We start from the raw sequence: 23,945 nt of genomic DNA on the forward strand, positions 1-23,945 counted from the left end.
GAAATAATTAATATAAAATAAGATACATCCAAACCACATAACATCTGTTGTGTGGTTTGGCGTTAATATTGCAGCGTATTTTTTTTAATCGAAAGACAAAATACATGAAAAACTGGATCCCGATACTTCTCCTGTTGCTTACCCTATCATCCTGTAAAACAAGAAATGCAGCTAAAAACAATGGCAGCAATCAGGATAGTACCGTCATAGCAGAAGACAACAGAAATCCCAAAGATGCCAATGAGCCGGTGAGAGACAAACTTACTTTCTATGAGCATGTCCTTCTTCCGCCGAAATTTGATCAGATCAAAATCAACAGTAAAGTCAATGTGGAAACCGGAAACTTTATCCCAACCCTTGATGCTGTCATTTATATTGAAAATGATAAAAAAGTATGGATGAATCTTCAGGCATTTTTATTTACCGTAGCAAGAGGTATCGCTACGCCTGAAGGGATCAAAGGGCAAGACAAAACCAGCAAGACTTACATCGATTCAGATTTTGATTATTTAAATAATTTGCTGAATGTAAATTTCATCGATTACAAATCGCTGGAAAAAATACTGATGGGAAGAACTTTTGTGAAGATTAGTGATTCCCAATATACCCTCACCAAAAACATGCAGGGCTTTAAAATGGTTTCCAATACCAATCAGAAAATTGTCACGGACCAAAAAACCAGAGAGTACAAAATTGAGCTTCAGTATGATACCAATTATGATCTGCTGAGTGTGAATTTAAAGGATGTTTTATCTCCTGATGAATTGGAAATCTCTTACAGCAACTGGGATGAATACAATGGAATCCGCCTTCCAAAAAATGTTAAAATAATTATAAAAGGTTCAAAATCTAGCCAAATTTTACTGGAAAACACGAAATTTGACTTTTCGAGGATGGAAACAGCTTATTCTGTACCATCCAGTTATAAGAAAATTGAGATTAAATGATTAAAAAATTTAGCTTTTTAATAGGTATTCTACTGTTCGGCCTGCATCAGGGACAGCAGAACAAGGAACAGCTTCAGAAACAGAATGCCGATCTTAAAAAACAAATTGTACAGATAAATACAGACCTGGCAAAAACCAGAACTGAATCTAAACTTTCAGTCGCCTATCTTAATAATGTCAATAAAAAACTAACTTTAAGAGAGAAGGTATATACCAACACTCAGAAAGAAAAAAGATTTATTGAAGATGAGATCTATCTGCGTCAGCTGGAAATCAACCGTCAAAATAAAGAACTGGCAGTTCTCAGAAAAAATTATGCTGAAGTTCTTGTCAATGCATACAAAAACAAAGGGGTACAGAACAAAGTAACCTTTATTCTTTCATCCAAAAACTTGGGTGAAGCCATCAGAAGAGTTCAGTACCTGAAACAGTACGCGGACTATCAGGATAAAAAAGCTGCAGAAATAAGCAATGCAGCCGCACAGATTAAAAAATCAATCGCACAGAAACAGAACTCTGCAAGAGAGAAAGAAAATCTTCTGGCTAACCAGCAGAAAGATCTGGCAACCATTAATGCAGAAAGAGCACAGAAAGAACAATTGCTGGCAGATTTCAAGAAAAACGAAGCCAAGCTTACTGTGGAACTTAAGCAGAAGCAGGTTCAGTCTAAGGCATTAGAAGGGCAGATCAGAGCTATCATCGCAGAAGAAATCAGAATAGCAAAAGCGGAAGAAGAAGCCAGAAGAAAAGCGGAAGCTGAAAAAATTCGTATGGCTAAAATAATTGCGGAAAGAGAAAAAGCCAGAATTGAAGCAGAGGCAAAAGCCAGAGCTGAAGCTCTTGAAAGAGAAAGAAAACTGGCAGAAATTGAAGCAAAAAAAGCCGCAGATCTAGCCGCTAAAAGAGCTGAAGAAGAGAAAAAACGTAATGAAGAGGCTGCAAGAGCAGAAGCCAGTGCAAAAGATGAAGCCAGAAGAGTGGCCGCGAAAAAAGCATCTGATGAAGCTAACGCAAGAGCAAAAGAAGCCACAGATAAACTTGTTGCCGCAAGAGCTGCAGAAGCCGCACTGAACAAGAAAAAAGAAGAAGAGAAAAAGGCCGCTGAAACTAAAGCAATGACCAGCTATGGAGTGACTACAACTCCGGGAAGCAGTTTTGCAGACAGCAGAGGAAGACTTGGATATCCTGCAGACAGAGCGGGACAGGTTACCCACCGATTCGGAAGACAGCCACACCCGGTTTTCAAAAATATTGTTGAGGAAAATACAGGGATTAAAATATCAGTTCCATCCGGCACCCGTGCAAAATCTGTATATCCGGGATCAGTCTCTTCAGTATTGGCAAATAGTGACGGAACCAAAACTGTAATGGTAAAACACGGAAACTATTTTACGATCTACTCCAACTTGGGAAGCGTAAGTGTATCCAAAGGACAGCAGGTTTCTTCCGGCACTCCTGTAGGTACGGTAGCTCAGGATTTCGACGGTTCTTATACCCTTGACTTCCAGGTATGGAACGGAAATACGCCAGTTGATCCATTAGGTTGGATTTCATATTAAAAAAAGCGTAACTTTGCAAAAATCTTAAGAGATGAACACACTAACAATACTTGCCTTATCTTGGCAGCACATCCTTATCGTAGCTATACTTTTGGTATTGCTGTTTGGAGGAAAGAAAATTCCGGAATTAATGAGAGGAGTTGGTTCAGGAATCAAAGAATTTAAAGATGCGGTGAAGGAAGAAGACAAACCAGGTTCTGAAAACAAAACCTCTTCTACCAACAATAATACTCCCAGCAACTAAAATTCTTCAGCAATAATGAATTTTACTGAGACTGCATGGAAAGTCTTCAATCAATCTATTGAAGATTATCACGTGTCCGATGACGTTAACACTCTAATTAATAACCCTTTCGAAAAAGACAGTTTGGAACGGATTTTGTATGCAAAGAACTGGATTGATACCGTTCAATGGCATTTGGAAGATATTATTAGAGATGAAAATATTGATCCTGCTGAAGCTCTTCAACTGAAGAGAACAATAGATGCATCCAACCAGAAAAGAACAGATCTGGTAGAATTTATCGACAGCTGGTTCCTTACAAAGTTTGAAAATATAACTCCCAAACCTGATGCAAAAATCAATACAGAAACACCCGCTTGGGCTGTAGACAGATTATCAATTCTTGCATTAAAGGTTTATCATATGTCATTAGAGGCCAATAGGGAATCCGCTTCTGAAGAGCACCGTGCCAACTGCCAGGCTAAACTGGATGTACTGCTTACTCAGAAAGAAGACCTGTCAACTTCTATTAATCAGTTGCTTACTGATATTGAATGCGGTAATGTTAAGATGAAAGTATACAAACAAATGAAAATGTATAACGATGATAGTCTTAACCCGATCCTTTATCAAAAGGGGCAACAGAAATGAGAAAACTATTTTTTTTTGGAGTACTACTATTAATCATAACTTCCTGCGCAACGGAGAAGCTTAATCTTTCCCCGTTGTCAAATAATTTTTATAGCGAAACTAAGGGTTCTGATTCCGACAGAGGGGCAAAAAAAGGCTTTGATATCAATATCAAAGAAAATGTAAACGCTTCTGAAATTTCAAATCTGATTTCTACTTTTCCAAAGTTTAAGAATAACAGTTTGAATGATGAAGTCACAAGCTTGAAATACAGCCTTCAGAATTATTTATATGCCATTGATGCCAACAATTCGCCGGGAAAAAGCAGAGCCATTAAAAGCTTCGAAAAATCATACAAGAAAATTCAGAAACTTAGACAGCAGCTTGGCAAAGATGATGATGAAGTTCTTAACAGATATCTAGTCCGTCTAAAAACCAATATTTCTGTAATCGAAGATTCTTTAAAAGGAAATTAAAAAACGAACCATTATTAATGATTAAAATTCAGGCAGAAGCCAATGTTCCTACGGAGCACGGCTCTTTCCGAATGATCGCTTTCTCCGAAAACGAAAACGACTGGATGCCACATATGGCCATCGTAGCAGAAAATACAGATTTTTCAAAACCGGTGAACGTACGTTTCCATTCCGAATGCATTACCGGAGAAGTTTTCCATTCAAAAAAATGTGAATGCGGACAGCAACTGGATGCCGCAATGAAATATACCCATGACCACGGAGGGATTATTGTTTATCTTCGTCAGGAAGGAAGAAATATCGGGATCATCAACAAACTCAAAGCATATTCATTGCAGGAAAAAGGTCTTGATACAGTACAGGCTAACCTGCAACTGGGACTTCCCGCTGATGACAGAAACTTTGGAGTAGCTATTGAAATCCTTAATCTTTTAGAGGTAAAAGATATTAACCTTCTGACCAACAACCCAGAAAAGGTAAAATATGTGGTAAACAGCAATATTAACCTCAATTCCAGGATTCCTCTACAGATTCCTGCCAATGAGATGAGTAAGGGCTATTTAAAAACAAAAAAAGATTTCTTTGGCCATCTTCTGGATGACAATGATAACTAATAAAAAACAAAGCTTCAGAAAATTCTGAAGCTTTTTTCATAACAAATTCCTTTGGTTAAGAAAATTAATAATACGACTGATAGATGAAGAGTAAGGCGAGATCCTTGTCAAGGTTTTAAACCTTGACAAGGATACTTTCCCGAACTCGAGGTAGTTTAAATAATACAACTATCCTATATTATGTTTTCTCTCCAACAATTTCATACTCCAGGCTTCCTTCTTGACAACATTAAAAAAATCACTTTACCCTGAACTCGGGTTAAAATACAACAAAAGCTCCGGAATTTCTCCCGGAGCTTTTTTAATAATTATAAAAAACTGAAAAGATATTTCTTAAATTAATTCACTTTGATAGTTTGCACTTTAGTGTCATCAAGATTGTAATACTTAACTACTGCGTTGTAATCACTGTAATCTACAGCCGCTTGTTTATTTTTTGCACCACCAACACCTGTCGCGCTAGCAGGAACAAGTACAATTCTAAAAGTCTGATTATTTAAATAGGTAGCAATCTCGCCAGATGTAAGATCTGTTGGCAGATTAAAATTCTCGTCATCAATTCTAATCTCTACATTTTGAGCATTAAAAACAAAATTGTAATCAAATACTCTATTTGTCGGCTTACCAGCTACATCTGGTATGTAAACAGATTTTGGAATTTGCTGCCAAACATTGCCAGAAACCAATCTATAGACTAAAACCACATCTGTACTTGGAATATTAAGTCCTTGAGAAATAGTGTAGTTACCACTACTTGAAAAAGAACCTGTAATATCTTTCATTTGTGAAATTGTATCATAATCAACAGCCTGTACAACATCATCATCATTGTCGCAGCTATAAGCAGTAAAACCTACAGCACCCAGGAATAAAAAGAGAAGTATTTTTTTCATTTTTAGAAAAGTTTAGTTATTATTTATAAAGCGTATTCAAATCATATACCAAAAATTGCAAAAACTTTGTTTTCATCATTTTTTTAATTGTATTTTTGTTCTTATTCAAAAGATCATGAAGAAATTGTTATATACTTCCCTATTTATTTTTTCATTAATAAGCTTTACAGCCCAAGCTCAGTACCAGCCCAAAAACATTTCCGAAGAAGACCTGAAAAAAGCTCATCACTGGGTGAATAAAACCTACAGATCACTTTCTCAGGATGAAAAGTTGGGGCAGCTGTTTATTGTAGCTCTTTATACGAATAAAGGTGAAGACTATATTAACCAGATCAGAAATATTGTGGTTAATGATAAGATCGGAGGATTAATCTTAATGCAGGACGACGCTGCCAGAGAAATCAACCTGGTTAATGAATTCCAGCAGAAATCAAAAATTCCGATGATGATCGGGATGGATGCAGAATGGGGCTTGTTCCAAAGAATTGCCACAGCACATAAATTTCCATGGGCGATGACCCTAGGAGCAATACAGGATAAGAACCTTATTTACCAGATGTCCGCCAAGATAGCAGAAGATTGCCACAGAATGGGGATCAACTGGGATTTCGCACCGGTTGTTGATGTAAATACCAATCCGGATAATCCTATTATCGGAAACAGAAGTTTCGGTTCAGAAGTAGATAATGTGATCAGTTCTGCATTATCTTATTCCAACGGTCTTCAGGATAATACGATTCTTGCCGCTATCAAACATTTCCCGGGACATGGCGATACCAGTACAGATTCTCACTTGGATCTGCCTGTAGTTTCGCATAGCTTAGAAAGATTAAATACTGTTGAATTGGCTCCTTTTAAAGCTTTAATGGACAAAGGAATCGGTGGTGTGATGGTAGCTCACTTATATGTGCCGAGCCTTGAATCCGGCAAAGGAATTCCTGCTTCGGTTTCTAAAAACATTATTACAGGCGTATTAAAAGATAAACTGGGCTACAAAGGTTTAATCATTACCGATGCGCTGAACATGGGTGCTGTAGCTAATAAATATAAGCCGGGGCAACTGGATGCACTTGCTTTTAAAGCTGGAAATGACATCATGCTTTTCTCTCAGGGAGTTTCGGAAGGAAAAAAATTAATTCAGAAAGCTATTGAGAACGGTGAAATTCCACAATCAAGAGTGGAAGAAAGTGTCAAGAAAATTTTACTTACAAAATATTTTTTGGGGCTTAACCAATACACTCCGAAAAATCCCGCAAATATCAACAACGACCTGAACAATGATTCTCACAAAACATTGGTACAAAATCTTTATGCCAATGCACTTACTTTATTAAAAGATGATCAAAAACTGCTTCCTGTTACTGGAAAACAGATTTATTATGTTCCGCTGGAAGAAGCACCTTATCAGACTTTCGCTAATCAGCTGGGATCAACTGTCATGATCAAAAAAGCAAATGAGATTAATACAATTCCTGCAGGTTCTACCGTAATCGTAGGATTTCACAAGGATAATTCAACAGCGTATAAACCTTATAAAATTTCGGCAGAATCTAAGAAAGTTCTTGCTGATCTTACCAAAAATCAAAAAGTTATTTTAAGTGTTTTCGGAAGCGCTTATGCTTTAAAAGACATTGATATTACAAAAGTATCTACCGTTCTTGTCGCCTATGAAAATAATGACGACTCTATGACGGCCGCAGCCAATGCTCTGAACGGAAAAACAAAAATATGGGGCAGGCTGCCTGTTCTGGTCAATGATCAACTGAAAGCAGGCATGGGGATCGATAGTGTTCCGGCTTCAGCTTCAAATACCACAGTTTTTACAACATCAAAACAACAATAATCTAATGAAAATAGGCATACTTTGCTATCCAACATACGGGGGAAGCGGAATCGTAGCAACAGAACTGGGAATGTCCCTGGCCAATAAGGGCTATGAAGTCCATTTTATAAGTTCTGCGCTCCCTGCAAGACTAGACATTACCAACCCGAACATTTTCTTTCACAGAGTGAATGTACAGACCTATCCGCTTTTCCAATATCAGCCTTATGATATTGCGCTAAGTTCGATGATCTATCGTGTAGTGAACCTTTATAAGCTTGACCTGTTACACGCTCATTATGCCATTCCATATGCCTACGCTGCATTTACTGCCAAGCAGATGCTGAAGGAGGATAATAATGATATTCCATTGGTAACTACGCTGCACGGAACAGATATTACTCTTGTGGGACAGCATCCAAGCTATAAACATGCCGTAGAATTTTCCATCAACCAGTCAGACGCTATTACTTCGGTTTCTGAAAGCCTGAAAAAGGACACCCTGCAGTTTTTCAATATCAAGAAAGAAATACAGGTGATTACCAATTTTATTGATAATTCTGAATTTGATGACTGCACAGAATGCCAGAGAACCCAGTTTGCCAATCCGGACGAAAAAATTCTGATCCATGTTTCCAATCTTCGTCCTGTAAAGCGTGTAGAGGAAGTATTGCAGATATTTAAGAGCGTTGAGAAAAAAGTAAAATCAAAACTGATCATCATCGGTGAAGGACCGGATATGGAAAAAGTGAATCAGTTTTTAGAAGAAAATCCTGAGCTTATTTCAAAAATCCGCTTATTAGGAAAAGTGAATGATCTGTATAAGATTCTGCAGCTGTCTGATGTATTTTTACTTCCTTCCGAGCAGGAAAGTTTCGGTCTGGCAGCTCTTGAGGCAATGGCAGCTTACACCCCTGTAATCAGCTCCAATGCGGGCGGAATTCCTGAAGTAAATATACAGGGTGAAACAGGATTTCTGGCTGAAATTGGAAATGTAGAGGCAATGAGCAATTACACCATCAAGCTACTAAGCAATGATGAGCTTTTAACCAAAATGAAAAAAAATGCGAAAGATCAGGCTATAAAATTCGATTTGAAAAACATTCTTCCTATATATGAAGAAATGTACAGAACGACTATAGAAAATTTCAAAAAAGAGCCGGCGAAAGTATAATATTTCTATTATATTTATCGTCACTATGACGGAAAAACTGCTTCAATATCTTTGGAACTATAAGGTTTTCAAACATTTCGACTTCAAGGATATTGAAGGGCATTCCGTTGAGATCATCAGCTTTGGAAAGTGGAACACGAATGCGGGTCCGGATTTCCTCGATGCAAAAATTAAAACAAAAGATCTGGTTATTGCCGGAAATATCGAATTGCACCTTCGAGCCTCCGACTGGGTCTTCCATAACCATTCTCAAGACCCCAATTACCAAAATATTATCCTCCACGTTGTTTACCAGAATGATGCTGAGATCGATGACCTTATCTCTAAAAACGTTCCTACACTGGAACTGAAAGACCATATTGACCAGAACATTCTCTGGAAATACGAAAAAATGATCAATGGGACTCAGTTTATTCCCTGCGAAAATATTTTTGATCCCAATAAAATTCCTCTTAGTTTTCATGAAACCAATGTTCTTAAAAAGCTGGATGAAAAGTCTCAGGAACTGGAAAAAAGCTTAGAAAAGTATAAGAACAATTTTGAAGCGGTGCTTTTTCACAGTCTCGCCTATTCTTTCGGATTAAAAGTAAATGCCCATATGTTCAGACAGATTGCTGAGTCCATAGATTTCAGTTTTGTTAACAAAATCCGCCAGAATGAATCACAGCTGGAAGCCTTATTATTTGGTATTTCAGGATGGCTAGAGCATCCAAAAGACGAAAAAATGCTAATGTGGAAAAGGGAATTTGAATTCATCAGAAAAAAGTTTAGCATACCGGATCTGACATTACATCCTAAGTTTTTAAGGCTCCGTCCGCCCAACTTCCCCACGATCCGTCTCTCCCAGCTGGCAGATCTTTACTATAGGCATCAGAATCTGTTTTCCAAGATCATTAAAGCTGATAACATAGATAAACTTTACGAAGTCTTTGAACCGGTAAAAGCTTCGGAATATTGGGATTTTCATTTTAATTTTGGGACCCTTTCAAAATTCCAGCCAAAAACATTGAGCAGGGATTTCATTGAACTGGTGATCTTAAATACAGTGCTTCCTTTAAAATATACTTATCATAAATACCATAATGATGAAACAACGGATGAGATACTGGAGCTGTACAGAAACTTGACCGCTGAAAAAAATTCTGTAACCTCCGGATGGAGAAACCTTGGACTGAAGGTTAAAAATGCACTGGAAAGCCAGAGCCTTATTTTTCATCATAAAACCTCGTGTGAAGAAAAAAATTGCTTAAATTGCGGTATTGGATTTAAACTTTTAAAAGAATCTTCAAATGTTTGATAATATCCGCCACAAAATGGAACGAGAATGGTTTGGTGTTCTTACGAGAATGGGAGCTAAACTGGGGATTCCTGTATCCAAATTAAGGATCTTCTTCATCTATTCTACTTTTGCAACTGCCGGATTTTTCTTTCTGATCTATCTCGGGCTCGCATTTACGCTTTGGATCAAAGATATTTTTATTACAAGAAGACCTAGTGTTTTTGATTTATAATTATGGAATTTTTACCGATTACTTCTGCCGAAGACTATAGAGTCCAAGACATTTATACATCTTACTCCAGCACTTTTCCTACGGATGAGCAAAGGGACTGGAAACAATTTACCGCCTTATTTTCAAACCCTCATGTAAAAGTAATTTCTGTATTTCATGAATCCCAGGCTATTGGCTATCTTATTATCTGGGAGTTGAGTTCTTATGTTTTTGTAGAACATTTTGAAGTTTTCGAGGCATTCAGAAGTCAGAAATTGGGATCACATATTACAGGGTATCTGTTTAAAAATTATCCGAGGATTATTTTAGAAATAGAACCTGATCATTTGGGTGACGATGCGAAAAGACGCTATTCTTTTTATCAGAAAAACGGATTTACCCTGATCGATGAAATGTATGTACAGCCGAGTTATGGTGAAGGGAAAAAGCCTCTTGATCTTTGGCTGCTGGCCAATTATACACCCGACGATATTAAACGTGTAAAAGATGAAATTTATGATGTTGTGTATCACTAAAATATAAAAACCGCCGGAGAATTTCCGGCGGTTTATTTTTTTGACCACCCTGTCAGGTCTTCGATCTGTCACCCCTCCGGAGGAGGGGAATAGATAGGCGATTATTTACAGAGGTTTTTAGTTGACTTCATATTCCAGTTTTATGGTAATATTGGCTTCTTTTTCTTTGGAAGAAGTATTGAATGTTCCACCGTAGGAATAATCTTCATTGGAATTGGGCTCGGTAATCTGAATAACACCCATTGTGGCCTTTTTAAGATTTCCTAGGCTGCTTCCTGAATTTTCCGCAATTTTCTCAGCTCTTTCTTTAGCATCTTTAGTTGCGCTGGCGATCATTTCCTGTTTTACTGTTGCCAGTTTGGTATAAAAATAAGATGGTGCTGAGGATGTAAATTCTATCCCCCGATTGATGATCTCTGTAATATTTCTGGACAGATTCTCAATTTTTACAACTTCTTTACTTTCAATAGATACTTTTTGGGTAAGATTATAGCCAGAGAATTCACCCTGAACATAATTCCCATTAGAATCATTATAACTTCTGAACTGTTTTTGAATATCTACAGAAGAAAACACGATTTCGTTTTGTTTAATGCCCTTTGAAACGAGATAATCATTAATCACCTTCCTGTCTATGGCCAGCTCATCATAAGCCGCTTTTAAATCGGAATTATTTTTGGAAAAACTTCCGGACCATGTGATCAGATCGGAAGTAAACTGTTTGGTGCCCAATCCTGTTACGGAAATGGTATTTTCAGATTTATTTCTGTTTTTAATAGCATTCCCTAAAAAGCCAAGCCCAAGGACAAATCCCAGTGCTCCGACTGCTACCGCAATAATATTTTTATTCATAGAAATTGTGATTGATTAATTTAAGTAAGAGTACATCAATTTTTATTCCGAATTTTAAGAATTCTTTAACATTATTGCTGTATTTTTTTCTGCTTCAATCTTTCAAGGTAAACAGGCATAGTTTCTTCCATTCTCAATAACACTCCGGATAAATTTTTTGCTTTTACATAAGTGCGCACCTGGGGTTTAGCCTCAAAGGAATACTGTATAAACTCTGAAATTCTTTCTTCCGGGATTCCCGCCTGGGTAAAGTATTCATTATCCACTCTGTTTCTTACCCATGCAATATGTTCCTGCAGATCATCATACCTGTATTGTCTTTTCTGGCGCCTTGCTTTTCCGCTTATCAGATCATAAGCTCCCTGTACATCCAGGCTCCCTAAAAGTATCGGAATAAGCACCTGCTTCACTTCTGCCGGCTTTTCCCTCATTTTCCCGACGGGTTGGGGTAAGCCTACTGCCTGGCGTACCATCTCACCTTTATCTACTTTTGAGGCCAGCCTTGAATCCGTCTCAAGATCTCCGGTTAGTTTTTTAACTACCTTTACTTCTTCAATTTCTTTTGGGATCGGAATCAGAACAACCAAAAGCTGAGAACTGAAACCATTAGCGGGAACTGTAGCAGAAACCCTCCTGAAATCTGCTTTTACAAATCTCAACTCATCATTTGGATTAGCTTCAATAGAGAACTGCCCTATAGAATTGGAATAGGTTTTTTGGTCATTAGACATGTTGATAACAATCACTGAACTTAGGTTTTCGCCACTATCATCGGTAATACGGCCCGTAACTGTCTGCTGTGAGAAAAAATTATTAAACATGAATACAAGAAGAAATGAAACTTTTCTCCAGTCATTAATGCCAATATTTCCACCTACAAAGTTCATCCTCTTATTCGTTAAGATTAAATACTGTCCAGTTTATGGGTTTTTCTGTATTCTGCAAAGGCTACTTTTAATTCATACTCTACAATATCTGCCTTAAAGTTTTTCCTGTATTTTTTTGCCATCATCCGGGTATCATTAGCATAGATTAAAAAATAATCTATCTGATCTTCATCCATGCCATATTTTCTCAGAAACTGTAAGTCTATTTCTTCCTTTACTCTTTTGATAAAATCCTGTGTTTCCGTATAATTGGCTTTGGTAATTTTAAGTTCTGTCGCTTTTTTGAACAAACCTACAGCAGCATCCAAAACTCCTAAAATACTTACCTGCCCGGCATTATAATCAGGTTTAAAGGTTTTTGAAACCGTATTATCCGGTAAAGCTTCATTCAGTGGGCTTTTCATATACTCATCCAACTCTGATCTTAAAGACACCACTTTTCTGGATTCATTAAGATGCCTGTTGTCTCTTTCCAGATTACCCGTAGGTTTATATGTGATCTTTACTTCAGGGATTTCTATTTCAGTTTTGTCAAGGCTTATTATTAAAGGAGAACTGAAATCTTCCTTCCTCATCTTTCTATCAAAACGGTAATATCCTTCTTTTACAAATCTAAGTTCATCATTTTCCGATGCTTCTATCGTAAAGTTCCCCGAAGTATCACTCAATGTGCTTTTCCTGTTGGAAACATTGATAATTAAAACCGGGTTTATATTTTTTTTGCTGTTATCTGTCACTGTTCCGGTTATCTGCTGCTGGGAAAAATATTCTGCCGAAACAAAAAAAGGAATTACGTAAAGGCTTTGTTTAATATAAGTTCTCATCTATGTTTATCTTTGAGTCTGTGGAGCGCGGTAAGAGGAAATTCTCGTCAGTACAAAACGTTGAAATCTATAAAGATCAGCATCACTGCAGAAACCATATTTCAGGATAGCTTTCCTTTCAAAGCCACCGGCCAGAACATAGCTTATAAAATGATCTATCTGAGATTTTTCAATTTTTAAATCCGTGAAGTATTCCTCACCAAGAGCTGTTTTCAGATAACTGCCAAGATCAATATCATCCCATTTGTTTTTCACTTTCCCAATAGAAAATCCCTGCCCTTTTGGCTGTACAAATTCTCCGGGTTTCGCTGCCAGTATTCTTGGGTCTGATTTCCGTGCAATATACCCGTCAATATCTTTGATTAGCTTTTCAACTTTTTTAGGTCTGTTCAGGTTTTTTGCATCTATTTTAAGATCACCGGTAATTCCCTGCTTGATTTCTACTTCGGGAATCAATATCGTGGCTCTTTCTAAAGTGATATTAATGGGAGATTCTATATTTTCCTTGGAAACTTTTTTAACGAGGCGTTCGTAGCCTGCCTTTACAAAGCGAAGTTCATCCCCTGCTCTTCCGGAAACCATAAAGTGTCCGTCCCGGTTCGTAATCGTTCTTTCATCAGTCCTGATATTAATTACAGTTACATCCGGGATTTCTGAACTATCTTCAGAAACTACTTTTCCAAAAATATAATTTTGGGCATGGGTGTTTATGAAAAAAAGAGTAGTAAGAAAAAAGAGTAGTTTAAATTTCACGGACAGTTTTTTATAGAGCAAATCTAAAATTATTTTTAAATTAAATGGTAAGTTTAACCACAGTTAACGTGTTTTAGGATTTCTTTTTGATTTTTGCTTGAGAAACTGTTAAATCGCCACTCTGAATTGTTAAAATTTCACTTAAAAATTAGCTAACTTGCAGTCTCAATTCTAAATTCAGCAATGCAAAATTCTTATACAGTGATCAATGCTTCAGCCGGGTCGGGGAAAACATATGCCCTTGTCCAGAGGCTTCTGATGATCTGTCTCCGCTACCCCAATCAACAGCAGTCGATCCGGAATATTCTCGCGCTTACTTTTACCAATAAAGCGGCCAATGAGATGAAGGAAAGAATTTTATCCTGGCTGGGAAAGTTTTCAGCGGATAATTTTGCACAAAACAGTGACCTGAAAAACATTCAGAAAGCATTTGAAGCTGATGGACTGAAAATTACGATTGACGAGCTCCATAACCGTTCCAAGAAACTGCTGGATTATGTGCTTCACAATTATTCAACGCTGAACATCGGAACAATTGACCGTTTTAATTCAAGACTGGTAAGAAGCTTTTCCTACGAATTGGGTTTAGCCAAAAACTTTAATCTTGAAATTGAAGCTGAACCGTTTCTGATCGAAGCTGTAGATAAAATGCTGGACCAAATCGGTGAGAATGAAAATATTTCCAATTCTTTCATGGATTATGTGGATTACAGTCTGGAAAATAATGAAAGGATCAATCTTAATAAAAATCTTTATGATTCTGCAAAAGAGTTTGTAAAGGATATTCACTATGAACATCTGAAAAGCAACAAAAGCTTTGATGACACGAATTACGAGAATATAAAAAATACGCTCAGAAAAGAAATTGTCCAGAATAAAAAACGGTCCGCCGAGCTTGCGGCTCAATCTATTGAGATTTTCCGGTCCAGAAATATTGATATAGAAGATTTTGCACAGGGTAAAAACGGGATCGGAGGATTTTTCACTAAGGTTCAGGATTTTTACAATCAGAAAAGACCGGGATTTCCATTTCCCACAACGCAGGAAGAATCTGTAGTCAACAATTACAGGAAGGGAGCTTCTTCGAAATCCAAAAATAAGGAACCTGAGATCTTCGAGATTCTGGACCAGCTTCTTGACAACAGAATGCAGCTGATCCTTTTATACATTGAAACCCAAAAGAAGGAAAAGATTCTATCTGCCCTTCTTCCGTTAAAGGTGAATAAAGACATTCAGGATGAATTAAAAAAAATTGAGGAAGAAAATGATCTTGTTCTGCTTTCAAAATTCAATATTCTGATCAATGAAAATCTTAAGAATGAGCCATCGGCCTTTATTTATGAAAAGGTAGGATCACAGTTTCAGCATTATTTCTTTGATGAATTTCAGGATACTTCGGAACTGCAGTGGCAGAATTTTATTCCGTTACGTGATCACAGTGTTTCTACAGAAAATACTTCTTTTACGCTTGTAGGAGATCCTAAACAGAGTATCTATAGGTTCCGGGGTGGAGAAAGTAAGCTGATGCTGGATATTATCAACAAAAAAGAATTTTCGCCAAAGGAAGCAGCTCTTCTTGTTTTAAAGGACAACTGGCGAAGTGCTAAAAATATTGTACAGTTCAATAATGAGCTGTACCGGTATCATTCGGAAGGTCTGGAGGAGGAACATCGGAATATTTTCGGGGAAGATGCTGAACAAAGTTCGAAATCCCAGATTGAAGGCCGTGTAAAAGTCAGCCTGATCGAAAATCTTACGAATGAGGATTTTTATAATGATACTTCTGAAAGAATGCGGAAGGACATTCAGGAAAGCCTGGATAATGGCTTTAAGTTTTCTGACATTACAATCTTATGCCGCGGTAATTTTGATATTTTCAGCTATTCTCAAAAACTGGGAAATCTGAAAGTGAACTACCATGGGGAAGAAACGAATATTAAAACAATTTCTGATAAAGGCCTGACACTGGAACTTTCCAATACCTTAAAGGCTGTTATTGAATTTCTTCGGTGGGAAATCAACCCTAAGAACAAGCCCAATCTGATCATGATGATGTATTATCTGAATGCTTTGGGAAGAATTCATATGGCAGATTTCACATTGGAAATGAACAAAATCCTGGAGATAGAAACGCATGAGGAAATTCTTCAGTTTATTCAGAATACCTATTCCCTGAAGCTGAAACAGGACAACTTTCCGAGGTTCAATCTGTATAATTTTGTGGAATATTACATCAATGAATTTGCTGTGGAAAACAAGGAAACAGATTTTCTTTTGAATTTCCTTGAAATGCTTTTCAACTTTACACAGAATGCCGGAGCCAGCACGAAAGAATTTTTGAAATACTGGGATGAAGAGGCTTCTGCTTATACAATCCAGGCTTCGGAAAATATTGATGCTGTGCAGATCATGACCATTCATAAATCGAAAGGACTGGAATTCCCGATTGTATTTATCCCGATGATGAATAAAAACAGGGACAATGAATTCACTAACTGGTTTGACACCAATAATGATGATGCTTTGAAATCAGTCAACATCAATCAGTTCAGCAAAAACCTTGAGGTTTATGATGAAGAAATAGAGGCATTTAATAAGAAAAATTCTTACAAAAACCTTATTGACAGATTATGTCTCCAGTATGTAGCGACTACCCGTCCTGTTGAACAGCTGTTTTTCTATCTTCAGAAAGCGAATAAAACGTCCAATAATCTTGAGCTGCTGGAATTTTTCAACGGAAAAAATACGGAAGAGTCTGATGAATTCGATCTGTATGAAGTACATCCGGAAATGCTGAAAAAGTATTCTAAAGATAAAACATCATTATTTAAGACCAAGGATATTCAGAACCTTAAAAATATCAATGAAAACAGAGCATCCATCAAGATTGCGACTCCCTCTAAAAATTACCAGGTGCGGAACGAAAAGGTAAGGATCGGGCTTTTTGTCCATGAATTACTTTCGAAAATCAATACGGAGAAAGATACAGCCAAAGTCCTGGAAAGCTATGTTCTGGACGGACAGATCACAGTGGAAGAGAAAAATGAGATTCAGGAAACTTTAGTTCAGATCATCCGAAAATATGCTGAATTTTTTGACGAGAAATGGGAAGTGATCAATGAAAAAGATATTATGATCTCAGAAAGAGGACAAAGCCATATTTTCAGGCCTGATCGTATCCTGAAGAGTGAAGAAGGCTATGTAATTGTAGATTTCAAAACGGGTGAAGAAACGGAAAAGAATCAGCAGCAAATTGAGAATTATAAACGTATTCTGGAAAGTCTGGGAAGAAAAGTACTAAAGACACAGTTGATTTACCTATAGCAGGAATCTGTATTATCTTTTCCACAAAGTTTTCCACACCAGGATGTTGATAAGTTTAAAAACAAGGCATCAATACACTGATTAACAATAGAATATAATAAATTAAAAAAATAATATTATTCACAATCGAAAGCATATCTCCAGATATTTTGTGGATAACCTGATAATGAAAATAATTCGCCCCGCCGTTCTCCGAACGGCGGGGCGAATTTTACCATATAATTTGCTTAAGCTGTTGTAGCCGGTACAAAAACTCTCTGAGACAATTCCTGATCAAAAAGATATAATGCAGATGGATTATCGCACACCATCTTGATCTTTGTAACATACTGTGAAGCGCTAGCCTCTTCTTCTACCTGCTCATTAATGAACCACTGTAGGAAAGAAGTTGTTGCAAAATCTCCTTCATCATTAGCATTTTTCACAATGTTGAAAATACTTCTGGTTACTTTTTTCTCGTGTTCCAATGCTTTTTCAAAAATATCAGTAGCGTTTTCGAACTCATGTGGAGGTTTCGCAATCTCTCCGATGATAATCTCCCCTCCTACGTCATTTAAAAAATCAAACATTTTATCCGCATGCATCAATTCTTCTTTGCTCTGAACTCTGAAGTAATTCGCAATCCCGTCAAGATCTTTTCCTGAAAACCAGGCAGACATTGAAAGATAATATTGTGCGGCATATTGTTCGTGAGCTATCTGTTCGTTAATTAACGTTGCAATTTTTTCGCTGATCATAAGTATAAATTTATAGTCAAAAATAAGGAATAAAAGCCCGAAATCAAAGGTTTTAATGAAAATTAATACAAAAAGGACGAGAGAAAACCCGTCCTTCATACATTAAAAAATCAAAATTATGAACTGTTATTTTGCTTCCTGAACCGCAGTATTCATAGGCTTTCTCATCATTTTTCTGTCCTTCATTGCCACCTTTCTCTGCTCCATTTTAGCTTTTCTGTCGGCCTGCCATTTATCATACTGATCAGGGGTCAGGATTTTTTTCATATCAGCATCCATCTGAGCTCTTTTGGCTTTCATGTCTTCCATTTTAACCTGTCTTGCTTCTTTATTTTTATCAAAGTCAGCTTTCATTTCAGACTTTCTTTTTTCATGAAGGCTTTTAATCTGCGCAACCTGAGACGCATTCAGATTAAGATCTTTCTGCATCTGATCAAGGTGCTCCTGATGTTTTTGCTGCATTTTTTGCTGCATCTCTGCTCTTCTTGCCTGTTTGTCCTGCGGAGTCGTTGTGGTCTGTTGTGCCATTGCAAAACCTCCTATTCCAATAAATGCTATTGCTAAAACTAATTTTTTCATCTTAAAAAATATTTAATTAATTGTTATACATCTTTTTGATTATTAGTTAAAAGATAAGTTAAACCGAAATATTCATAAAAAATGTTAATTTTTAATATTAAAATAATAAAAAAAGGACAGATCCTAAAATCTGCCCTTCACACCACTTAAATATAATATATGAAAATTATTATTTTATCTGTTTACCAGTCTGCCTCTGAAACCACCCCCTCTGTTTTCACTGCCGCGGTCGTTCTGTGGTCTCGGTGAATTTTCAGATCTGGAACCTCTACTGTTTCCTCTAAACCCTCCACTATTATTTTCTCTTTGTGGAGTTCTTTCCCTGTTCGCTTCATTATTTCCTCTGAAGCCTCTGTTACCACCATTATTTCCAAATCCGCCACTGTTATTTTCTCTTTGCGGAGCTCTTTCCCTGTTCGGTTCATTATTTCCTCTGAAACCTCCGTTACCACCGTTATTTCCAAATCCTCCACGTGTTCCGTTATTTTCTGAATTCCCTCTGAATCCTCCGTTATTTCTTACCCCATTATTTTCATTGCGGAAACCATTGTTCTGATCAGCCTGCTTACGGAAACCACCGGAATTATTATCTCTGGATCCTCTGAATCCATTATCAGATCTGCTGCTTCTGATTACATTAAAAGTAGGGTTGTCCATTCTTCGGAACTTCGCTCTATCTACTCTGTACACATTGATGTTTACATTCCTGTATCTCGGCATTACTGCATATCTTGGTGCATAATAGGTTCTTCTGTAATTCTGGAAGTAAACAATCGGGCTTGCTCCACGGTAATAATTGTTTTGGAAAACAACAAATACTCTTGGCCCTAAAATTCTTTCCAATGCATAGAATCTGTCATAATACCATCTGTCAGGATTGTATCTGTAAAAATTATTCCATGTAGAAAAATTCACATACAGGTTATTAAGACTTAAGATCTGATCAATCTGCCATCGGTTCAATCTGTTATCTCTGAAGAATACATTCCAGTTGATATTTACAACACTGTTTCTGTAGTCATTATAGTATCCCTGGTAATAATCGCTTGGATAATAATCCTGAGGATAGTTATAGTAATAATCGTCCGGGAAATAATTTCTGTCATCCTCATCATTATAATAGCCATCTCCATTCTGATAATATCCGTCATCTCCCCATCCGTTATTTGGATACTGCTGGGCGGAAGACAAAGCTGCCAGTCCCAAAGCAAATCCCAAAAGTATTTTTTTCATCTCTAATCGTTAATTGGTTAGTATATAGCAGAATATCTCTATTCTATCTTTTGGATATAAATAAAAAAAAGAAGTTAAATCCTAAGATGAAACTTCTTTTAATTTACTTTTAACTAATTGATAATCAAATGTTAAATTTATAATCTTCCGCTATCTTTTATCCAATAGGCTATTTTTTCATTGAAATATTTTTTATCTTTTAAGTCCTCGAGCTTTAAATGCATCCTGTAGCGCCAGTAATGTGGGAAAACTGCAGGGTTATTAATCCTCTCATTATCCATGTTCTGATTGGTCAGCTCAGGTTCCGTTGCAAGAAATTCCTGGATTGGGAAAACAGCAAGCATCGCATCAGTGTAAAGATGCTGTTTCATAATGATTTCTGCAAGATGAGAATCCATTTCGTCCGGAGCTTTTCCATACTGCACCAATTGTTGATTAAAATATTTCTGTGTCAGTGTAGGATCTTCCTTCCACCATTGTCTCAGTGTTGAGCTGTCATGTGAGGAAGCCGTTACCACATTCATATAATCAGCTTTTTTAGGATTGTAAAACGGAATATTGTCTGACGGCATTCGCTGTACTTTTAAAGCAATGATCGCCAGCTCATCCATTACAACAGGCACGCAGGCAGGAACCATGCCCAGGTCTTCACCACAGATCAGCATTTTCGTTGCATTAAGAATAACCGGCAGTTTCTCCATCGCTTTCTCGTACCATAGGTGATCCTGTCTTCTGAAGAAATAATCATGGTACAGCTCATAAATCGCCTTCCTTTCCCATTCTGAAAGATATTTATAGGAATGGGTATTAAACACATTAAATCTTGGATGATATACTGTTTCGCCATTCCTTTCTTCAGTAAGGAACAAAACATTGGCACATAAAGAGATAAGTTTTTCTTCTACAGAGCCTTTTGGGTTCTTTTTGAAAAATTCTGCCAGCTTTCTCTGGGTATCAAATTCTTCTTTGAAGGAGTATGTTCCGTCATTATTGCTGTTAATAAATTCAAAAACTTTACTGCTGTCTTCCCCGAAATATTCCCACAAAATCCTTTCATTGATGAAAGGCTTACAGTATCTGTTGAAATCAAAAGGAATATGCCTTGCTTTAAATTCATCCAGAACAACAGGAACCGCAGGATAAAAGTAGCCCAAAATCCCTTGTGTAGCAGAAATTGGCATCCTCCAGATTCTGAAAAATCCTAAGATATGATCAATTCTCATAGCATCGAAATACTGCTCAAGTGCTTTAAACCTGTTTTTCCACCAGCGGTAATCATCTTCCTTCATGGCTTCCCAGTTGTATGTTGGAAATTCCCAGTTCTGACCCAGCTCTGTAAACTGATCCGGCGGTGCTCCAGCCTGGAAATCCATTCCGAAAAGCTCAGGTTCTGTCCATGCTTCCACAGAATGTCTGTAAATACCGATCGGAAGATCTCCTTTCAAGGATACTCCTAAGCTGTGGATGTAATCTACAGCATCTTTCAGTTGTAAATGAAGCTGGTACTGCACCCAGGCATGAAGCATGGAAGCATCATAATCTTTGCTTTTTGTGGTGAAAAACTGTGAAATTTTTCCTGCAATATATTTTTTATGGGTTTTCCAGTCGTTGAAGTTCGGAGTTTTATATTTATCCCTGAGTACACAGAATGCGGCATAAGGAGTCAGCCAGTAATCGTTGTCTTTTATAAATTTTTTAAAGTTCCTGTCCTTATAAATTTTCTCTTTTCCCGCATTGAAAACTGCTTTTAAAAACTTCCATTTTCCTGCGATCATTTTTTCATAATCAATCAGGTCAAGAGCATTCAATGCCTCTTTTTCAGACTGATATTCAGAGACTAATTCTTCCGGTAAAGCAAAATCAAGATTTTCCAGGCAAATATACTGCGGATGCAAAGCATAGACAGAAACTGCCGCATAAGGATAAGAATCCGTCCAGGAATAATTGGCAGTAGTATCATTTATCGGAAGGATCTGGATAATACCCAGATTGGTTTCCTTAGTCCAGTCGGCCAGCTTTTTAAGATCGGAAAATTCTCCTACTCCAAAACCGTTCTCACTTCTTAAAGAAAATACAGGAACTGCCACACCAGCATCATGATACATCTGGTAAGACTTGAATTTAAAATAATGATTGGAAACAATCTGCAGCACATCTTTCAACTGATTAGCAACCGTAAATCTGTTTTCACCGGTTTCGACATCAATAATTTTTCCTTCTTTTTTGCTGTAGAGACAATATTTAAATTGGATAAATTCATTCTCAGGAATTTCAACGGAAGCTTCCCAAACTCCAAAATCTGTCTGTGAAAGACGGATCGCTTTATCATAATTCCAGTTCCCCAGAGAAGCTGTACTTCCGAAGAGGGCAATTTCCCAGTCGGGATTGTAAACAGGTGCTTCAATTCTGAATAAATGGGTATGCTTTTTTAAAACTGCAGCTTTTTCGGGAACAAACTGATTAAGCTTATTATAAAGGATTTTATTGTTCAAATAGTTCTCGGGGAAATTTTTATTATTCCATTCATCGAAAATAATAAACTCTTTGTAGTTATGCGGGAAATTAAGATGGTGCAGCACAAATTCTTCTCTAAGAATATTGCCTTTTTCATCTGTAAGCTGATATTTATATGAGACTGATTTTGAAAAATAATCCACTTCACATTTCCAGATGCCGTTTTCTGCATAAAACAGGGCATGAGTCTGGGCAACAGCTCCTTCCTCATCCACAATCAGGAGCAGTAAACTCTGTCCTGCCTTTGCATTATATCCTACATTAAAGTATAGCTTCATCTATATTTTTTTTATAAAAATACATTTTAATATCGAAAAACAAAACTTATTGAAGATCAAATAATCATTAAAAAACCTTTCCAAAATAACTTGAAAAGGCTTTATATTTTATTAGAGTTAAATGGAATTATATCAATTATCTAAGCTTTTATTCTGTAACAATAATTTTTTTACTTAATATTACTTTACCGGATTCATTTGTAATGCTTACAATATAAGCTCCATTGACTAAATTTTTGAGATAAACCTGCTGATTGAGCGAGCCATCTTTTACAGATAGATTCTGTTCCGTTACATTTTTCCCGGAAATATCAAAAACACTAAGTTTTAAATTTCCTTTTACAGCTTTATCATTTACACTAATGTTGATAAAGTGTTCATCTACTCTGGTCGGGTAGATATCAATATTAGCTAATGTATTTACCGAAGAAGTTCTGTCATTGGCAAAATATCTGCTTGCAAGATCATAAATATGAGGTTTTTCTCCACCGGAAAGAACCTTCGCTTGCAGGGTTAACAAATCTACTTCATATAAACTGTCTCCTTTGGCACTTGCAATAATTACTTTTCCTTTAGCATTGACAGCAGATCCATTCACTGAATAATTTTCAGGAATACCGGATATTTTACCTACAAATTTGGCTTTCAATTCTTTTGTAATTACCTTAAAAACATTTCCTGAAGCTGAAAAAACATAAAAATTATTTTCAGCATCTGCAATCATGTCACCTCCGAAACCCGTTTCAATAGCCGTAAATGAATTTTTCCCATTGGAAGCATCATCCTTAATAATCCCAAGGTCACTGACTGTATACTGACTTCCTTTTCTGCTGATTTGAAGCAGCTGTGTTCCTGCGTTATTAAGAGCATAAATATTTCCGTCATATCCTGTAGTCATTCTTGTGATGTGGGAATTGATATCACAGGAAGTTACTCTTGCCACGGTATTTTCTACCAAAGTAATTTCTTTAGTCTTGGCATTCAAAACATAAATATTTGATGAAAACATCGGCATATACACCAAATTATTGTTCAAAGGATCATAAGCCAGAGCCGCCATGGTAACTGCCTGGGAGTGGCTGTAGGAATTCTTATCCTCAGATACCTGACCTTTTCTTTCCTGAGAAAATACGTTTACCGCAGTATCCGCCGAAAACAATTTTTCTCCGGAAGCACCGCTTACCGCATCCATGGCACGGAAATCACTGAAAACTATGCTGGAAGTATCTTTTCCGGCAATAGCAAAAAAGTCCTGCTGCGCCTGGACATTAGCACCAAACACAAGCAGGAAAAGAGGGAATAAATGTTTTTTCATACAATGTAGAATTTAGATTCGTGATCATTTTATTTATAACTAAGTTACACAATTTACAAATTGAATCATAAAAAAATAATATCATTTACATAATATTTATAATCATTCAATCTAAACGTTGAAGTTCTGATAAATTATTTTTTTTTTCTTTTAAACACAAATTTCACCAATAACACTGACAGTAGCATGGGTAGTATTAGTGAAAACAATTTGTGATAGTAGTGTTTTTTTAACGTAAAGATTGATCATTAAGCTGTATATTTTAAAGAAGCAAAGATTGCCAGC

At 36.8% G+C, this 23,945-nt stretch carries 22 protein-coding genes; 12 read left to right on the forward strand and 10 right to left on the reverse strand.

The window, feature by feature from the left end; translation table 11 throughout:
• Positions 1 to 104 precede the first annotated feature (104 nt).
• The 6 genes from V6R96_RS00435 to ribA are packed head-to-tail and all read left to right on the forward strand — an operon-like array spanning position 105 to position 4,449.
• The gene (locus tag V6R96_RS00435; RefSeq protein WP_336377678.1) at positions 105 to 947 is read left to right on the forward strand and encodes a DUF4292 domain-containing protein; all 843 of its coding nucleotides are present in this window, start codon (positions 105 to 107) and stop codon (positions 945 to 947) included.
• Positions 944 to 2,506 (forward strand): peptidoglycan DD-metalloendopeptidase family protein, encoded by a 1,563-nt coding sequence (locus V6R96_RS00440; RefSeq protein WP_111957256.1) that lies wholly within the window; start codon positions 944 to 946, stop codon positions 2,504 to 2,506. The genes V6R96_RS00435 and V6R96_RS00440 overlap by 4 nt, the downstream gene beginning before the upstream one ends.
• Positions 2,507 to 2,537: 31 nt before the next feature.
• Entirely contained in the window at positions 2,538 to 2,750 is a 213-nt protein-coding gene (locus tag V6R96_RS00445; protein WP_111957255.1) for a twin-arginine translocase TatA/TatE family subunit, read from the forward strand.
• Positions 2,751 to 2,765: 15 nt separating this feature from the next.
• Positions 2,766 to 3,380 carry a DUF4254 domain-containing protein gene (locus tag V6R96_RS00450; RefSeq protein ID WP_111957254.1) on the forward strand — a complete coding sequence of 205 codons (615 nt, stop codon included), beginning with the start codon at positions 2,766 to 2,768 and terminating at the stop codon, positions 3,378 to 3,380.
• Positions 3,377 to 3,835 (forward strand): hypothetical protein, encoded by a 459-nt coding sequence (locus tag V6R96_RS00455; protein WP_111957253.1) that lies wholly within the window; start codon positions 3,377 to 3,379, stop codon positions 3,833 to 3,835. Before V6R96_RS00450 ends, V6R96_RS00455 begins: the two co-directional genes overlap by 4 nt.
• Positions 3,836 to 3,852: 17 nt before the next feature.
• Positions 3,853 to 4,449, forward strand: coding sequence for a GTP cyclohydrolase II (gene ribA, locus V6R96_RS00460; RefSeq protein ID WP_111957252.1), 597 nt, complete (start codon positions 3,853 to 3,855; stop codon positions 4,447 to 4,449).
• Between the two features lie 338 nt (positions 4,450 to 4,787).
• On the opposite strand, the gene V6R96_RS00465 is transcribed toward ribA, so the two are convergent.
• Positions 4,788 to 5,342, reverse strand: a complete 555-nt coding sequence (locus tag V6R96_RS00465; protein WP_111957250.1) for a hypothetical protein — start codon at positions 5,340 to 5,342, stop codon at positions 4,788 to 4,790.
• 115 nt (positions 5,343 to 5,457) lie between these two features.
• Here V6R96_RS00465 and V6R96_RS00470 point away from each other — a divergent pair, with 115 nt between their 5' ends.
• From V6R96_RS00470 to V6R96_RS00490, 5 genes are read left to right on the forward strand one after another with little or no spacing between them, the layout of a single operon-like run.
• Positions 5,458 to 7,185, forward strand: coding sequence for a glycoside hydrolase family 3 N-terminal domain-containing protein (locus tag V6R96_RS00470; RefSeq protein WP_336377679.1), 1,728 nt, complete (start codon positions 5,458 to 5,460; stop codon positions 7,183 to 7,185).
• A 4-nt stretch (positions 7,186 to 7,189) separates the two neighbouring features.
• Positions 7,190 to 8,338: an N-acetyl-alpha-D-glucosaminyl L-malate synthase BshA gene (gene bshA, locus V6R96_RS00475; protein WP_111957246.1), complete on the forward strand. Its 1,149-nt coding sequence runs from the start codon at positions 7,190 to 7,192 to the stop codon at positions 8,336 to 8,338.
• A 25-nt stretch (positions 8,339 to 8,363) separates the two neighbouring features.
• Complete coding sequence (locus tag V6R96_RS00480; protein ID WP_336377680.1) at positions 8,364 to 9,635, forward strand: DUF2851 family protein; 1,272 nt, start codon at positions 8,364 to 8,366, stop codon at positions 9,633 to 9,635.
• Positions 9,628 to 9,849 (forward strand): PspC family transcriptional regulator, encoded by a 222-nt coding sequence (locus V6R96_RS00485; protein ID WP_034702977.1) that lies wholly within the window; start codon positions 9,628 to 9,630, stop codon positions 9,847 to 9,849. Before V6R96_RS00480 ends, V6R96_RS00485 begins: the two co-directional genes overlap by 8 nt.
• A 2-nt stretch (positions 9,850 to 9,851) precedes the next feature.
• Positions 9,852 to 10,364 carry a GNAT family N-acetyltransferase gene (locus V6R96_RS00490; RefSeq protein WP_336377681.1) on the forward strand — a complete coding sequence of 171 codons (513 nt, stop codon included), beginning with the start codon at positions 9,852 to 9,854 and terminating at the stop codon, positions 10,362 to 10,364.
• A gap of 117 nt (positions 10,365 to 10,481) precedes the next feature.
• On the opposite strand, the gene V6R96_RS00495 is transcribed toward V6R96_RS00490, so the two are convergent.
• The 4 genes from V6R96_RS00495 to V6R96_RS00510 form a co-directional block, all read right to left on the reverse strand.
• Positions 10,482 to 11,216, reverse strand: coding sequence for an SIMPL domain-containing protein (locus V6R96_RS00495; protein WP_111957240.1), 735 nt, complete (start codon positions 11,214 to 11,216; stop codon positions 10,482 to 10,484).
• 71 nt (positions 11,217 to 11,287) lie between these two features.
• Complete coding sequence (locus V6R96_RS00500) at positions 11,288 to 12,103, reverse strand: carboxypeptidase-like regulatory domain-containing protein (RefSeq protein WP_336377682.1); 816 nt, start codon at positions 12,101 to 12,103, stop codon at positions 11,288 to 11,290.
• 17 nt (positions 12,104 to 12,120) lie between these two features.
• Complete coding sequence (locus tag V6R96_RS00505) at positions 12,121 to 12,927, reverse strand: hypothetical protein (RefSeq protein WP_336377683.1); 807 nt, start codon at positions 12,925 to 12,927, stop codon at positions 12,121 to 12,123.
• A gap of 6 nt (positions 12,928 to 12,933) precedes the next feature.
• A complete protein-coding gene (locus tag V6R96_RS00510) occupies positions 12,934 to 13,680 on the reverse strand; it encodes a carboxypeptidase-like regulatory domain-containing protein (RefSeq protein ID WP_336377684.1) in 747 nt (248 codons plus the stop codon).
• Between the two features lie 168 nt (positions 13,681 to 13,848).
• On the opposite strand from V6R96_RS00510, the gene V6R96_RS00515 reads away from it, so the two are divergent.
• A complete protein-coding gene (locus V6R96_RS00515) occupies positions 13,849 to 17,004 on the forward strand; it encodes a UvrD-helicase domain-containing protein (protein WP_336378182.1) in 3,156 nt (1,051 codons plus the stop codon).
• 227 nt (positions 17,005 to 17,231) lie between these two features.
• On the opposite strand, the gene V6R96_RS00520 is transcribed toward V6R96_RS00515, so the two are convergent.
• The 5 genes from V6R96_RS00520 to V6R96_RS00540 form a co-directional block, all read right to left on the reverse strand.
• Positions 17,232 to 17,741 carry a ferritin gene (locus tag V6R96_RS00520; protein ID WP_223558274.1) on the reverse strand — a complete coding sequence of 170 codons (510 nt, stop codon included), beginning with the start codon at positions 17,739 to 17,741 and terminating at the stop codon, positions 17,232 to 17,234.
• A 126-nt stretch (positions 17,742 to 17,867) separates the two neighbouring features.
• Positions 17,868 to 18,320 carry a hypothetical protein gene (locus V6R96_RS00525; RefSeq protein ID WP_336377685.1) on the reverse strand — a complete coding sequence of 151 codons (453 nt, stop codon included), beginning with the start codon at positions 18,318 to 18,320 and terminating at the stop codon, positions 17,868 to 17,870.
• 174 nt (positions 18,321 to 18,494) lie between these two features.
• A complete protein-coding gene (locus tag V6R96_RS00530) occupies positions 18,495 to 19,553 on the reverse strand; it encodes a hypothetical protein (protein ID WP_336377686.1) in 1,059 nt (352 codons plus the stop codon).
• A 137-nt stretch (positions 19,554 to 19,690) separates the two neighbouring features.
• Complete coding sequence (locus V6R96_RS00535; protein WP_336377687.1) at positions 19,691 to 22,345, reverse strand: 4-alpha-glucanotransferase; 2,655 nt, start codon at positions 22,343 to 22,345, stop codon at positions 19,691 to 19,693.
• Between the two features lie 148 nt (positions 22,346 to 22,493).
• Entirely contained in the window at positions 22,494 to 23,660 is a 1,167-nt protein-coding gene (locus V6R96_RS00540) for a T9SS type A sorting domain-containing protein (protein WP_336377688.1), read from the reverse strand.
• Between the last annotated feature and the right edge of the window lie 285 nt (positions 23,661 to 23,945).

Origin of the sequence: Chryseobacterium sp. CCNWLW53, assembly GCF_037083525.1 — a bacterium.
Taxonomy (GTDB): Bacteria; Bacteroidota; Bacteroidia; order Flavobacteriales; family Weeksellaceae; genus Chryseobacterium; species Chryseobacterium lathyri.

Bases quoted from the DNA above. Each gene is read 5' to 3' on its own strand.
- V6R96_RS00435 (WP_336377678.1), top strand. From the start codon at position 105: ATGAAAAACTGGATCCCGATACTTCTCCTGTTGCTTACCCTATCATCC.
- V6R96_RS00440 (WP_111957256.1), top strand. From the start codon at position 944: ATGATTAAAAAATTTAGCTTTTTAATAGGTATTCTACTGTTCGGCCTG.
- V6R96_RS00445 (WP_111957255.1), top strand. From the start codon at position 2,538: ATGAACACACTAACAATACTTGCCTTATCTTGGCAGCACATCCTTATC.
- V6R96_RS00450 (WP_111957254.1), top strand. From the start codon at position 2,766: ATGAATTTTACTGAGACTGCATGGAAAGTCTTCAATCAATCTATTGAA.
- V6R96_RS00455 (WP_111957253.1), top strand. From the start codon at position 3,377: ATGAGAAAACTATTTTTTTTTGGAGTACTACTATTAATCATAACTTCC.
- ribA (WP_111957252.1), top strand. From the start codon at position 3,853: ATGATTAAAATTCAGGCAGAAGCCAATGTTCCTACGGAGCACGGCTCT.
- V6R96_RS00465 (WP_111957250.1), bottom strand. From the start codon at position 5,342: ATGAAAAAAATACTTCTCTTTTTATTCCTGGGTGCTGTAGGTTTTACT.
- V6R96_RS00470 (WP_336377679.1), top strand. From the start codon at position 5,458: ATGAAGAAATTGTTATATACTTCCCTATTTATTTTTTCATTAATAAGC.
- bshA (WP_111957246.1), top strand. From the start codon at position 7,190: ATGAAAATAGGCATACTTTGCTATCCAACATACGGGGGAAGCGGAATC.
- V6R96_RS00480 (WP_336377680.1), top strand. From the start codon at position 8,364: ATGACGGAAAAACTGCTTCAATATCTTTGGAACTATAAGGTTTTCAAA.
- V6R96_RS00485 (WP_034702977.1), top strand. From the start codon at position 9,628: ATGTTTGATAATATCCGCCACAAAATGGAACGAGAATGGTTTGGTGTT.
- V6R96_RS00490 (WP_336377681.1), top strand. From the start codon at position 9,852: ATGGAATTTTTACCGATTACTTCTGCCGAAGACTATAGAGTCCAAGAC.
- V6R96_RS00495 (WP_111957240.1), bottom strand. From the start codon at position 11,216: ATGAATAAAAATATTATTGCGGTAGCAGTCGGAGCACTGGGATTTGTC.
- V6R96_RS00500 (WP_336377682.1), bottom strand. From the start codon at position 12,103: ATGAACTTTGTAGGTGGAAATATTGGCATTAATGACTGGAGAAAAGTT.
- V6R96_RS00505 (WP_336377683.1), bottom strand. From the start codon at position 12,927: ATGAGAACTTATATTAAACAAAGCCTTTACGTAATTCCTTTTTTTGTT.
- V6R96_RS00520 (WP_223558274.1), bottom strand. From the start codon at position 17,741: ATGATCAGCGAAAAAATTGCAACGTTAATTAACGAACAGATAGCTCAC.
- V6R96_RS00525 (WP_336377685.1), bottom strand. From the start codon at position 18,320: ATGAAAAAATTAGTTTTAGCAATAGCATTTATTGGAATAGGAGGTTTT.
- V6R96_RS00530 (WP_336377686.1), bottom strand. From the start codon at position 19,553: ATGAAAAAAATACTTTTGGGATTTGCTTTGGGACTGGCAGCTTTGTCT.
- V6R96_RS00535 (WP_336377687.1), bottom strand. From the start codon at position 22,345: ATGAAGCTATACTTTAATGTAGGATATAATGCAAAGGCAGGACAGAGT.
- V6R96_RS00540 (WP_336377688.1), bottom strand. From the start codon at position 23,660: ATGAAAAAACATTTATTCCCTCTTTTCCTGCTTGTGTTTGGTGCTAAT.